10 protein-coding genes, 1 tRNA gene and 1 pseudogene are annotated in these 12,580 nt (G+C 64.3%); 6 read left to right on the forward strand and 6 right to left on the reverse strand.

The window, feature by feature from the left end:
• Positions 1-14 precede the first annotated feature (14 nt).
• A pseudogene (locus C1933_RS17440) lies at positions 15-955 on the forward strand (IS30 family transposase).
• The gene (locus C1933_RS20160; RefSeq protein WP_159094014.1) at positions 936-1,178 is read left to right on the forward strand and encodes an AlpA family phage regulatory protein; all 243 of its coding nucleotides are present in this window, start codon (positions 936-938) and stop codon (positions 1,176-1,178) included. Before C1933_RS17440 ends, C1933_RS20160 begins: the two are co-directional and overlap by 20 nt.
• A 120-nt stretch (positions 1,179-1,298) precedes the next feature.
• Here the strand turns inward: C1933_RS20160 and C1933_RS17450 are convergent, their stop codons facing one another.
• From C1933_RS17450 to dtd, 6 genes are all read right to left on the reverse strand, one after another.
• Positions 1,299-2,912, reverse strand: a complete 1,614-nt coding sequence (locus C1933_RS17450) for a DUF262 domain-containing protein (RefSeq protein WP_108754884.1) — start codon at positions 2,910-2,912, stop codon at positions 1,299-1,301.
• Positions 2,913-3,128: 216 nt separating this feature from the next.
• Positions 3,129-3,204: transfer RNA gene (locus C1933_RS17455), tRNA-Ile, on the reverse strand.
• 44 nt (positions 3,205-3,248) lie between these two features.
• Positions 3,249-3,578, reverse strand: coding sequence for a hypothetical protein (locus tag C1933_RS17460; RefSeq protein WP_108754885.1), 330 nt, complete (start codon positions 3,576-3,578; stop codon positions 3,249-3,251).
• A 523-nt stretch (positions 3,579-4,101) separates the two neighbouring features.
• Complete coding sequence (gene yjjJ, locus C1933_RS17465) at positions 4,102-5,502, reverse strand: type II toxin-antitoxin system HipA family toxin YjjJ (protein ID WP_108754270.1); 1,401 nt, start codon at positions 5,500-5,502, stop codon at positions 4,102-4,104.
• A gap of 245 nt (positions 5,503-5,747) precedes the next feature.
• Positions 5,748-7,604: an RNA polymerase sigma factor RpoD gene (rpoD, locus tag C1933_RS17470; RefSeq protein WP_108754271.1), complete on the reverse strand. Its 1,857-nt coding sequence runs from the start codon at positions 7,602-7,604 to the stop codon at positions 5,748-5,750.
• Between the two features lie 90 nt (positions 7,605-7,694).
• Positions 7,695-8,135 carry a D-aminoacyl-tRNA deacylase gene (gene dtd / locus C1933_RS17475; protein WP_108754272.1) on the reverse strand — a complete coding sequence of 147 codons (441 nt, stop codon included), beginning with the start codon at positions 8,133-8,135 and terminating at the stop codon, positions 7,695-7,697.
• Positions 8,136-8,197: 62 nt separating this feature from the next.
• On the opposite strand from dtd, the gene C1933_RS17480 reads away from it, so the two are divergent.
• From C1933_RS17480 to C1933_RS17495, 4 genes are all read left to right on the forward strand, one after another.
• Entirely contained in the window at positions 8,198-9,118 is a 921-nt protein-coding gene (locus tag C1933_RS17480; RefSeq protein WP_108754273.1) for a lauroyl acyltransferase, read from the forward strand.
• Positions 9,119-9,180: 62 nt separating this feature from the next.
• Positions 9,181-10,314, forward strand: coding sequence for a GTP cyclohydrolase II RibA (gene ribA, locus C1933_RS17485; protein ID WP_108754274.1), 1,134 nt, complete (start codon positions 9,181-9,183; stop codon positions 10,312-10,314).
• Between the two features lie 76 nt (positions 10,315-10,390).
• Positions 10,391-10,897, forward strand: coding sequence for a PH domain-containing protein (locus C1933_RS17490; RefSeq protein WP_108754275.1), 507 nt, complete (start codon positions 10,391-10,393; stop codon positions 10,895-10,897).
• Complete coding sequence (locus tag C1933_RS17495) at positions 10,894-12,435, forward strand: PH domain-containing protein (RefSeq protein WP_108754276.1); 1,542 nt, start codon at positions 10,894-10,896, stop codon at positions 12,433-12,435. The genes C1933_RS17490 and C1933_RS17495 overlap by 4 nt, the downstream gene beginning before the upstream one ends.
• Positions 12,436-12,580: the final 145 nt, after the last annotated feature.

Below are 12,580 nucleotides of genomic sequence, written 5' to 3' on the forward strand. Positions count from 1 at the left end.
AGGATGGCTAGAGCATGCGCCCCATCGCCAGGCGCTTGGGGCGGAGCCCTTCGACCCTGAGCCGCGAGTTGGCCGGCAAGAAGCTGGAGCGTACAGCGCCACCGAGGCCGGCAGAGACTATCGTGTCCGTCGACTACGCTCTGTTCGGCGCCGCCGACTGATCGAGGGCAGCGAGCGCTTTCAGTTCGTCCGTGATCACTTGGTGCTGTATCGCTGGTCGCCCCAGCAGATTGCTGCCAAGCTTCGCGCCATGCACCCAGACGATTCCAGCCAGCGCGTAAGCCACGAGACTATTTGCGCCAGCATCCATGCCCAGCCGCGTGGAGGGCTGAAGAAAGAGCTGGTGGAAGCCCTTCGGCAGAGTAAGCCGACGCGAAGGCTACGCCGCACGACGACAGCCAAGCGGACATGGGTTCCTGAGCAGCTGCGCATTGTGCATCGCCCGGAAGAAGTGCAGAGGCGACTGATTCCGGTTCACTGGGAAGGCGACCTGATCAACGGTGCTTTCAACCACTCCTGCGTTCGGACGCTGGTCGAACGAAAGACGCGCTTTGTGATCCTCTGCAAGATGGACGGCTGCACAGCGGAAGCGGCACTGGAGGGCTTCAGTCGGCAGCTGAAAAAGCTGCCTGAATCCATGCGCACGAGTTTGACTTACGATCGATGCACGGAGCTGACGTGCTACCCAGAGCTGATGGACCGCTTGGACATCGGCGTGTGGTTTGCTGACCCACACGCGTCGTGGCAGCGCGGCAGCAATGAGAACACCAACGGACTGCTTCGGCAGTTCCTGCCCAAGGGCATTGATCTGTCGAGGGCGAGCCAGGAGCACCGAATTCACGTTGCGATGCTCATGAACACGCGTCCGCGACAGACGCTGGACTGGAGAACGCCCGCCGAAATGATGGACAAAGAGATCGCCGAGTTCAGATCACGTGTTGCGCTTGTTTCTTGAGAGCGCCAAGCAACGGAGACCAGTCACGGGCGCAGCTGAAAACATCCCCGAAGTCCTGCTGAAACTCGAACAAGTCGAAGCACAGACTGGAATGAAGAAGATCTACATCTATCGCGAGATGGAAAAGGGAGCGTTCTCTTGCAGGTACAAAATCGGCAGTGGATCTCGCTGGCATCAAAGCGATATTCAGAAATGGATAGCATCAAAACGCCACCACAATTGAAGTTCAGAGTTCGAATCAATATCAGATTTCGATCAAAGGACCTTAAAATAGCAACGAATTGCATTATGCTCATAGCCGGCCATCTTACGACCGCCGGCCCTAACGCAATGTCTTGACTGTTTAGATCAAAGGGGCAGGTATCGCGGCGGCGGGCGGGAAGGGAAGCAAATTGCACAAGTCTCGGGCATAGTCCGTAAGCAACTGAGCCCGTCGAACGATGAAATTTGCGTAGTCGTCGTCGAAAAGGCTTGACGGCACCAGAGCCCTTTCCAGAATCGCAGAATGCTCCTTTGGCATCTTAGCCCTATACACCGATGGCGCTGCCCCCCCTAAGTCACGATTGTCAGCCCTAGACAGGAAGGCGTAGTTTGCCAGCACTCCTTCACTGTAAGAATCCTGCTTAGTCGAACGAAGAAATGCCTTCGGCATCAAGTGATGAAATTCAGCACGATTAGCAGCCTTTAGCGTCTTTGATAGATCTACAGATACACCTGATTTAAACGACAGCGGCCTCTTACTTGCAAGCATCAAGATAAATGTTTTTGTATTAACATTACCCATCCCGAACGCATTCTCGAGGAAGAAATCTTTCTTCACATCTGCAGTGAAGTTCCCAAGATTACTTGAACCATTTTCCCTCAGAAGTCGCATCTCTTCGATGTCAGCATTGAGGCTACGTAGAACACCGGAACTGTAGCGCTTTGTAAAAGCAGAACGCCAGAACCATTGATTGATTTGCTTTCGCTGTGCATCAGTAACACTTGCCTCACTATTTCCAGGCACAGCAAAGAACACAGACAAGGGAACGAGGGCTGTGGTGAATGGGAGGTTGGCGATGCTTTCAGCGGAGAAGTTTGACCGCACGTAGTCAACCGCATAGCGGACGCCGTTCATAACCGTCTGGAAATCTTGACGAACTTTATTTCCGTTAAGTTTCATCAAAGCCTCTGGCGAGGCATCTCCAGTCAACACAGCGGAACAGCATCGCAAAAGTAGATTACTGTCTCCACCCACCCCCTCGAAGCCAAATGGCGCAAGTTCCTCAGCTAGATCCTTAAAAGATTCCTGAAGTTGGAAATCCTCGCTCCACGTCCACGCGGACAAAAGTTGCAAAGTGTCTAGCTCGACACCCTGTCTATTCACTCGCTCAAATATGATTGCAACAGTTGCCTTATCTTCCGTCTTTGAAACCTGAACTGGGATCTGTGTCTGCTGGAAAACCGTATAGACAAGATCGATCCTGCTCACCTTGTCATCTGGCAGGGTGCTGGTGGCCTTTCTGAAAGCACCGGGATCGAAAAGGGTACGAATTGGGAAGTATCGAGTGCCCGCGGCTTCTGCAGGTGAGAGTGCAACAAAAAGTGTGTCCTGAGCGCTATCAACGGCCTCGGTGTCGAAGTAGATGTCAGTCCACGTTGGACTGCTGCCTGGCGGCAGGCTGGTCTGAAAGGTCCCAAAGATCGAGGTTATTCTTTGTTGACCATCGAGCACGTAATCAACAGGATAATCTTCTTTCGGCTCTGGCAATTTGAAAGGCCCAAGATCGCGCTCCACTGTCAGCTTTTCTTTGGTTCGCCAGAACAAGAGGGTGCCGAATGGATACTTCTTGTAGATTGAATCCATCAAGTAGGCGACTCTATCTGCCTCCCACACATACCCGCGCTGAAATGCGGGAACGCGAATCTGGCCCCTAGCTACTTGATCAAGGATTTCCGGAATGCTGATGTGTTCCATGCCATGACTCTCCTTAGGAAGCGAGAACATAGCACCGGACAGTGCTACCAGTGCCAGCTTGGCTATCGCTACGGATGTTCGACTTTGGTCGAATCTTGTTCAATCACGGAAGGCGAGCCGGCTGCGGTCAAGCACTCAATCGGTCACCGAGCGGTCACCGGTGGGTGCTGGCTTGACGGCAAAGGCACTGGGGTTGATCCTAAGTGCCTGATTCGATGGTGGGCCCACCAGGATTCGAACCTGGAACCAAGGGATTATGAGTCCCCTGCTCTAACCGTTGAGCTATAGGCCCTGCGCAGCGCCACAGTGTAGTGGAGCCCGCCCTTACCTCGCTACTCAGTCATCAACGGCAAGCACCTTTGCCACCTGCCGCAGCCGATCTTCAGCAGCCTCCGCGTACCTTTGCATCTGCCGTAGATGCTCGCGGAACAGGGCCACGGCGCTTCCAGCGCCGTCCAACCCCGGCCGATTCTCCCCACCAAATCCCTCAATCAATCCCGCCCCAGACTGCGTCAGCAACGCGAACGTCGCCCGCCGGGCAAAGCCCCAGCGATCCTCAAGCTCGTCCCGCATCACATCCTGCCAGTCCAGCAGCGGCGGGAAGTCGCACGCCACCTGACCGATACCCCGCCCAGCCCCTTCAACGGGCGTTTCTTTCTTGGCCATCTCCACTCTCCTACGATTCGTCGAACCTTTTCCGCCTCCTGTTGAGAGAGGCGACCGGGCGCTTCAACACGGTCGTAGGGCCGCCCGCAGCTTTCCCCCTTTCGGGGTCTTCTATGGCTGCGCGCCACCCGGCCAGAAACCTTCCAGCTCACCGGGATGGCGAGTGATGCGATTTGACCTTGGACAGCCTGCTATTGCGGCATGCCATCTGCCTACGAAGGTGTGTTGAGCACCTGCGGAGGACTGTGGGAAATGAAGCGTAGGCGGCTCAATTGCTAATTGCGACAGGCTCGGGCAACGCGACCTACGCCCGAAACAGCCAATGCATTGAGCGGACTGGAGATCCGACGAATCAGGCGCCACTCGCGTCACGCTCCGCGAGCGCAGCTTCAAACAATCCTCAAGGCAGACACGACATTCCGCGCCGCCATCGGCGGCCTGGGCTAGGCCGCACTGCGCGCGATCGGCGCAGACGCGACACCGAAACAATCCGCCGGGCATGGCCCGGCGCTACCGGGCAAGTTCACCCAAACCGCGCGCCCATCGCCCGCACGCGCTCGGCATTCACCGCAGCCAACGCACGCAGCCCGGCCGATCCCACGCGCGCCTCCCCCGCCACGCGCTCCCAGAACTCCGCCGCCAGCGGCACCGCCCAGCGCAGGTGTTCCAGCTCGCCACTGCCACGCGGCGCCACGGCTTCCAGCGGCGCATCCTGCCGCAGCACGCCCAGCCGCGATGGCGCCAGCGACATCGGCAGCATGTCGTACGCCGGCGCCAAGGGCAGCGCGCCACGATCCACGAAGTGGAAGCCCACGTTGCCCTGGTGCATGTCGCTGTTGCCGATCAGGCGACCGAACGCATGCAGCCGCGCCATGGTCTGCACGGTGCGCGCCGACAACCAGCCCATCGCCTGCAGTTGCGCACCGGCAGATGGCCAGTCCAGCGTTGCTTCGCCGGTGAACGCGGCCGACAGCGCCAGCAGCGAGACGAAGCCACGCCGCCCCAGCAGATCGGCTGTGCGGTCGAACCGCTCCAGTTCCAGGAACGTATGCGTGGGCGTCTGCAGCAGCTCGCTGTGGGCGGCAGTCATGCCGGCGCCGCGCAGGGTCTGCAGGGCCAGGTGTTCGCAGACCAGCAGGTCGGCCCAGCGCTGTGCAGCGTCGCCTCCCTCGGGTTGGGCAAACTTCACGATCACCGCGCGTCGGCCGCCCGCGCTTTCCACGGTGGCGGTGAACTTGGGCTGCTCGCCACCCGGTGATGAGCCCACGTCTTCGCCGGCCAGCGCAGCACGCGCGCGCTCGGGGTACTGGCGCGTGCGGTCGGCGGCGTCCACTCGGTCCGGGGGTGCGTCCAGTGCAGCCAGGGCGGCCTGCACGGCGTCGCCGCCCAGCAGCAGGTCGCCGATTTCGGTGCCACCGCCCTGCACCAGCGCGGTCAGCACGTCATCGCGCTGCCATCGGTTGAGGTCGGTCGGCAGGCCAAGCGCGCGGCCGCGGCCATGGGCGAAGCTGCGGCCCAGGAATCCCTGCGGGCGCAGGTCGTCCAGGTACCACGGCAGACCGGGGAAGAACCCGGCCAGGTCGCCCTCGGGCGCACGCAGCAGGTTTGATCGCGCGCGGCTGGCGTCCACATGGAAGGTGTCGCCACTGAGCGCGACCAGCCGGCCCAGCTCTTCCAGCGTGGCGTCTTCGCGCAGCCGGTACAGCGGCCATTCGCTGCCCACGCGCGAGGGTTGCCGCAGCGCGTAGGCGGTCGCACGGGTCTGGCCCAGCCGCACAACCTGGTCGCCACTGGCGGCAACCAGACGGCTCAGGGTCATGCGGTTCACGCCCAGCCGCTCGGCCAGGACCGCTGCCGACATTGGCTGGCCGGGGGGAAGCTGGGCGATCAGGTCCTGAGGCTGAAGCAGTGGCGGGCGGGCCATGGCAGGGGTTGCTGACGGAATAGTGTTACGTATTTAGCGCAAATGATCAGGCGCCGCAAGCAACCAATTATTCACAATTCTTTGTTTTACAAGGAATTACTCGAAGGCCACGGCAGGCAGATGCTCGAATAATGTTACGTAAACAGTACGAAGAGAGATACGAATCCACAAGTAATCGCGCGGCGCCAACCAAAAAAAACCCCGCCGAAGCGGGGTTTTTTCAACACATTAGCGCAACCCGGAAATCAGTCGATATCCAGGAAGCTGCGCAGCTGTTCCGAACGGCTCGGGTGGCGCAGCTTACGCAAGGCCTTCGCTTCGATCTGGCGGATGCGCTCGCGGGTCACGTCGAACTGCTTGCCGACTTCTTCCAGCGTGTGATCGGTGTTCATGTCGATGCCGAAGCGCATGCGCAGCACCTTGGCTTCCCTCGGGGTGAGGCCGGCCAGCACGTCGCGCACGGTTTCAGACAAGTTGATGTTGGTGGTGTTCTCGATCGGGGACTCCACGTTGGTGTCCTCGATGAAGTCGCCCAGATGGGAATCCTCGTCGTCGCCGATCGGGGTTTCCATCGAGATCGGCTCCTTGGCGATCTTCATCACCTTGCGGATCTTGTCTTCCGGCATGTCCATTTCCTTGGCCAGCTCTTCCGGCGTAGCCTCGCGGCCGTACTGCTGGAGCATCTGGCGGGAAATGCGGTTCAACTTGTTGATCGTCTCGATCATGTGCACCGGAATACGGATGGTGCGTGCCTGGTCGGCAATCGAGCGGGTGATCGCCTGGCGGATCCACCAGGTGGCGTAGGTCGAGAACTTGTAACCGCGGCGGTACTCGAACTTGTCCACGGCCTTCATCAGGCCGATGTTGCCTTCCTGGATCAGGTCGAGGAACTGCAGGCCACGGTTGGTGTACTTCTTGGCAATGGAGATGACCAGGCGCAGGTTGGCCTCGACCATTTCCTTCTTGGCCTTGCGTGCCTTGGCTTCGCCGTAGGCCATGGCACGGCTGATTTCCTTCAGCTCTTCCAGGTCCAGCTGGGTCAGCGTCTCGATGTCGATCGTCGCCTGCTGTTCGGCAATGATCTGGTCCTTCACTTCACGCAGGGCCGAGGACCACTTCTGCTTGCGCTTCAGTGCGTCTTCCACCCATTCCAGGTTGGTCTGGTTGCCTTCCCAGGAACGGATGAAGTCCTTGCGCGGCATGCGGGCCGTGACGGTAGCCAGGTTCAGCACGCGGCGCTCGTGGCCCTTGATGCTGGCCATGGTGTCGCGCAGCTGCTTGGTCAGCACGTCGGTCAGCGGCAGCGGCAGCTTCAGGGTGACGAACACGGCCGACATTTCTTCGCGCAGGCGCGGCAGGTTCTTCTTGTCGTTCTTGCCGGCAGCCTTCTTGAAGGCGTTGAAGGCATCGCTCAGCGCCTGCATGCGCGCAGCGACTTCTTCCGGGTCCGGACCGGTCGGTGCGGCTTCTTCATCGCCACCGTCGACATCATCGTCCTCGTCCTCGTCGCCATCGGCGTCAGCGTCGTCGCTGTCATCGGAGGCGGCGGCAGCCGGCGGCGCCGGCTCTTCGTCGGCCAGGTCGTTGAAGCCGACGATCACTTCGGCCAGGCGCTTCTTGCCTTCCTTGTGCGCTTCGTAATCGTTCAACAGCGATTCGACCGACACCGGGAACTGGCCCAGCGCGGCCTGCACCTGCGAAAGGCCTTCCTCGATGCGCTTGGCAATGGCGATTTCGCCTTCGCGGGTCAGCAGCTCGACGGTGCCCATTTCGCGCATGTACATGCGCACCGGGTCGGTGGTGCGGCCACCTTCGGTGTCCAGCGCGCTCAGCGCTGCGGCGGCTTCTTCGGCCGCGGTGTCGTCGACCTCGCGGTTGCCCGTGTTGCCGTCGTTCAGAAGCAGGGTTTCCACATCCGGCGCAACTTCATGGACATCAATGCCCATGCCGTTGATCATGCCGATGATGTCTTCGATCTGTTCCGGGTCGACCATGTCGTCCGGCAGATGGTCATTGACTTCGGCGTAGGTCAGGTAGCCCTGTTCCAGGCCCTTGCTGATCAGTTGCTTGATTTCGGATTGGGCAGGACGTTCGTTGGCCATGTAGTGCTCGCGCCACCGGCTAGGGAGAAATAGGGAACGTAGCATTATACCAGCCCGGGGCCCGGCCTGCCGGGCGGTGGTCCCGGCGGCCTAGGGCCTGAGGAGGAAGGTCACGGGACCGTCGTTGACCAGGCTGACGACCATATGGGCACCAAATCGGCCCGTTTCCACCCCCGGGGCATGATTTTCACGGCAGATATCGACAAATCGATTGAACCCGCGTTCAGCCTCGTCCGGCGGGGCGGCACTGGTGAAGCTGGGCCGCATGCCCGAACGGGTGTCCGCAGCCAGGGTGAACTGGCTGACCAGCAGCAGGCCGCCGCCGGTGTCGCGCAGCGAGCGGTTCATGCGCCCGGCCTCATCTGCGAATACACGGTAACCAAGCAGGCGTTCGGCCATGCGCTGCAGCTGCGCCTCGGTGTCGCCCGGTTCCATGCCCACCAGGGCCAGCAGGCCCGGGCCGATCTGCCCCACCGCGTCGCCCTCTACGTGGACGGCGGCCTGGCTGACGCGCTGGATCAGGACGAGCATGCGGGGGCTTCCTTTGAACACGGCCGGCCACGATAGCAGCGCCCTTGGCTAAACTGGGGGCGATGAATCCGCAACGCAAAGCCCGGCTGGTCTACCGCGCCACCACCCTGTTCGCCCGCCTGCCCTGGCCGCTGCTGCGGGGGTTCGCGCACGCCCTGGCCTGGGCGTGGATCCGCCTGGACGCCCGCGAAAGCCGGGTGACCCGCCGCAACCTGGAACTGGCCTACCCGGAACTGGACGCGACCACGCGCACCGCCCTGCATCGCCAGGTGCTGCGCTCGACCGCGCTGCAGGCCATCGAAACCCTGCGCCTGTGGAGCCAGAGCCCGGCCGACAACCTGCGCCTGCACCTGAAGGAGCGCCACGGCCAGGCCCTGTACGACGCCGCCCTGGCCAGCGGCAAGGGCGTGATCGTGGCCGCCCCGCACTTCGGCAACTGGGAGCTGTTGAACCAGTGGCTGGCCTCGCGCGGGCAGATCGCCATCGTCTACAAGCCACCGGAAGACGAGGCCGGCGATGCCTTCCTGCAGCTGGTGCGCGGCGGCCAGAACGTGCAGCAGGTGCGTGCCGAAGGCCCGGCGGTGCGCCAGCTGTTCAAGGTGCTGAAGGACGGCGGTGCCACCGGCATCCTGCCCGACCAGCAGCCCAAGGCCGGCGACGGCGTGTTCGTGCCGTTCTTCGGCGTGCAGGCGTTGACCATGACCCTGGTCAACCGGCTGGCCGAGCGCACCGGCGCCACCGTGCTGTACGGCTGGTGCGAACGCATCGGTCCTGACATGGAATTCGCCCTGCACATCGAACCGACCGACCCGGCCGTGGCCGACCCGGACCCGCAGGTGGCCGTGGCCGCCCTCAATGCGGGCATCGAACGCATTGCCCGGCGCGACCCTTCGCAGTACCAGTGGACCTACAAGCGCTACACGCTGCGGCCGCCGGGCAGCGGTGAAGACGATCCCTACGCCACCGAAAAGCACCCGCACTGACGGCCGGACGCCGGCGATCGCGCTATGTTGAATACGACGCCGGCGCCCCCATAGAGACTGCGATGTCCGCCTCCCCCGGTCCTGCCATGCCTGCTTCTTCCCTGTTCGGCGACCCTGCCGCGATCCGCTGCGAACGCGCGGTGGCCGAACTGCGTGCCGGTCGCCCGGTCCTGCTGCACGACGGCCAGGGCCAGCGCCTGGCGGTGATCGCGCTGGACAGCGCCACCGCCAGCAGCTTCGCCGCCTTCGCCAACGCCGCGCAGCAACGCCATTACCTGTTCCTGACCGCCACCCGCGCCCGCGTGCTGGGCGTGGAGGCCGCGCACGGCGCGCGCCTGCCGCTGGCCGGCATCGCCTTCGATGCGCTGCCGTCGCTGGGCTACCTGCGCGAACCCGGCCCGATGCCCGATGGCTGGAGCGCAGGCGATGCCTTCGACGCCGGTGCGGTGGAACTGGCCCGCCTGGGCCTGCTGCTGCCGGCCATGGTGGCGGTGCGCCTGGCCGCCGATGACCGTACCTTCGATGGCGCAGCGGAAGTGGCCCTGTGCGATCTGGCCGAAGGCGCCGCCCATGCGGCCCACGATTACGAACTGGTGGCGCGTTCGCCGGTACCGCTGCGCGATGTGGGCATGACCACCTTCGCCGTGTTCCGCGGCGGCGTGGCCCAGCGCGACCAGGTGGCGATCATCGTCGGCGAACCCGATCTGTCGGCCGTGGTGCCGGTGCGCGTGCATTCCTCGTGCCTGACCGGCGACCTGTTCGGTTCGCTCAAGTGCGACTGTGGCGACCAGCTGCGGCGCGGCCTGCGCAAGCTGAAGGAACTGGGCGGCGGAGTGCTGCTGTACCTGGACCAGGAAGGCCGCGGCACCGGCATTGCCGCCAAGATGCGCGCCTATGGCTACCAGCACGACGGCCTGGACACCATCGATGCCGATGCGCAGCTGGGCTTCGGTGCCGACGAGCGCCGCTATGGCAGCGCGGTGGCCATGCTGCACGGCCTGGGCATCACCCGCGTGGCCCTGCTCAGCAACAACCCGACCAAGGCGCAGCGCCTGCGCAATGCCGGCATTGAAGTGCTGGACTGCATTCCGGTCACCGGCGAGATCACTGCCGAAAACGAGCAGTACCTGCGCACCAAGGCCGACCGCGCCGGCCACCTGCTGGATGTGGATGCGTTGATCCAGGCCGCCCAGTAACGCGGCCGATTTGCTACCGTCAGCGCGGTGCGGCTGCGGCCGCCACCGCCCGCCCTGCTGCCCGACGGATGCCTGCGTGACCGACCTGCCGATTGCCGACCCTGCGCCGCCCCTGGACCACTGGCAGCCGCTGCCCGCGCGCGCGGCAGTACTGGCCGCATTGGAAGGCGCGTTTGGCGGCGTGTTCATTCCCGGCGCTCCGCTGGCCGCGGCCTGCTGGTTCTTCGACGCCCCCGGCGGCTTGTGGAGTGCCGGCGCGGCCCTGCTGGCCGGTGTGCTGTTCGGCGCGTGGATCGGCCACCGCCGCACCCGGCGCACGCGCTGGCGCCTGGACGCACAGGGCCTGGGCCTGCGCCGCGACCTGATGTGGCAGCTGGAAACACGCGTGCCGGTGTCGCGCGTGCAGCACCTGGATCTGCGCCGTGGCCCGCTGGAGCGCCGCGCGGGGTTGGCCACGCTGATCGTGCACACCGCCGGCACCCGCATGAGCGCGGTGACCGTGAACGGCCTGGACCAGGCCGACGCCGAACGGCTGCGCGACACCCTGGCCCACCAGCTGGACCAGGACGCCGACGCCCTGTGAGCCAGCCACCGCCCCTGCCCGCAGCGCTGCCCACCGGCGGCCAGGACCAGCGCCTGCACCCCTGGTCGTGGCTGTTCGTGCTGCTGATGCAGCTGCGCCATTACTTCCTGCCGCTGGTGGCGCTGCTGGTGTTCGGCCAGCGCGGCGACCGCGACCCGATGTGGGCGCAGCTGATTCCGCTGGGTGCCATCGTCGCGCTGGTGCTGGTGTCGGTGCTGCAATACCTCAGCTACCGCTACCAGATCGGCGCCGATGCGATCACCGTGCGCAGCGGCCTGCTCGCGCGCAACCGGCGCGAAATTCCCTTCGCCCGCATCCACAACGTGGAAGTGCGGCAGAACCCGCTGCACCGTCTGTTCGGGGTGGCCGAACTGCGCCTGGAATCGGCCGGCGGCGTACGCCCGGAAGCGGAAATGCGCGTGCTGCGGCTGGACCAGGCGCTGGCGCTGGAACAACTGGTGCGCCAGCGCGGCCAGGCGCCACAGGCCGTGGCCGATGATCAACCGCAGGCGGTCGCACCGGACGATGCGCAGGACCACGTGCTGCTGCGCCTGTCCAGCTGGGACGTGCTGCGCATGGGCCTGCTGTCCAACCGCGGCTGGGCGCTGGCGGTGGCCGCCTTCGGCCTGCTGTTCCAGACCGTGCCACGGCCGGTGATGGACGATGCGATCCAGCGCGGTGGCCGCCAGGCCTTCGGCTTCGTCAGCCACCTGCACCCGGGCACCACCGGTGCGTTGCTGCTGGCCGCCAGCGTGTTGCTGCTGGGCTGGCTGGCGGTGCGCGTGCTGTCGGTGGCGCTGACCCTGCTGCGTTACCACGGCTTCACCCTGAGCGAGCGCGAGCGCCGCCTGACCGTGGCCACCGGCCTGCTCAGCCGCACCCGCAGCAGCGTAGCGCGGCGCCGCATCCAGGCCTGGACCCTGCGCGAAAGCACCCTGCACCGCTGGTTCGGGCTGCGCCAACTGCGCATCGACAGCGCAGCGGGCGGGCCCTCGCGCGACGACGACCGCGCCCTGCGCGAACTGGCGCCGCTGGCGCCGGCAGCAACCTGCGACGGCCTGGTACAGCATCTGTTGCCGCAGCTGCAGTGGCCACCGCCACAGTGGCAGCCGGTGCGCCAGCGCGGCTGGTGGCGGCTGGCGCTGGGCAGCCTGCTGCTGGTGCCGCTGCTGGCGGCCGCGGCGTACTGGCGCTGGGGCACGTTCGGGCTGGCCGTGCTGGCCTGGCTGCCGGTGGCCCTGTTGGCCGCGCACCGGCAGATGGCGCGCATCGGCTGGTACCTGGACGACCACTTCGTGGCCGTGCGCGGCGGCTGGTGGAAGCGCTGGTGGCGCTGGGCTGAACTGGACAAGGTGCAGGCCCTGCGCCTGCGCCGCACGCCGTTGGACAAACTGCTGGGTACCGCCAGTCTGCAACTGGATACGGCCGGCGCACACGGCGATGTGGCGCTGACCCTGAACTACCTGCCGCAGGCGCGCGCGCAGCAGTTGATGGAACAACTGGCCCACGCCCTGGCCCGGCGCAAGCTGCGCTGGTGACGCCAGGCTGGGCGGGGTCGTGGAAACTCGACGGTAGAGTCGACCGTTGGTCGACTATCGCGCGCAGCGCGGGGGTTTCGCGCAATTCATGAAGAGCAGTCGACCAACGGTCGACTCTACCCAGCCGACCGGTGCGGAGTATTCG

It is taken from the genome of Stenotrophomonas sp. ZAC14D2_NAIMI4_6 (assembly GCF_003086875.1).
GTDB lineage: Bacteria > Pseudomonadota > Gammaproteobacteria > Xanthomonadales > Xanthomonadaceae > Stenotrophomonas.

Excerpts from the sequence above, each read along its gene's own strand:
- dtd (WP_108754272.1), bottom strand. The coding sequence starts at position 8,135 with ATGCTCGTCCTGATCCAGCGCGTCAGCCAGGCCGCCGTCCACGTAGAG.
- C1933_RS17480 (WP_108754273.1), top strand. The coding sequence starts at position 8,198 with ATGAATCCGCAACGCAAAGCCCGGCTGGTCTACCGCGCCACCACCCTG.
- yjjJ (WP_108754270.1), bottom strand. The coding sequence starts at position 5,502 with ATGGCCCGCCCGCCACTGCTTCAGCCTCAGGACCTGATCGCCCAGCTT.
- ribA (WP_108754274.1), top strand. The coding sequence starts at position 9,181 with ATGTCCGCCTCCCCCGGTCCTGCCATGCCTGCTTCTTCCCTGTTCGGC.
- C1933_RS17450 (WP_108754884.1), bottom strand. The coding sequence starts at position 2,912 with ATGGAACACATCAGCATTCCGGAAATCCTTGATCAAGTAGCTAGGGGC.
- rpoD (WP_108754271.1), bottom strand. The coding sequence starts at position 7,604 with ATGGCCAACGAACGTCCTGCCCAATCCGAAATCAAGCAACTGATCAGC.
- C1933_RS17460 (WP_108754885.1), bottom strand. The coding sequence starts at position 3,578 with ATGGCCAAGAAAGAAACGCCCGTTGAAGGGGCTGGGCGGGGTATCGGT.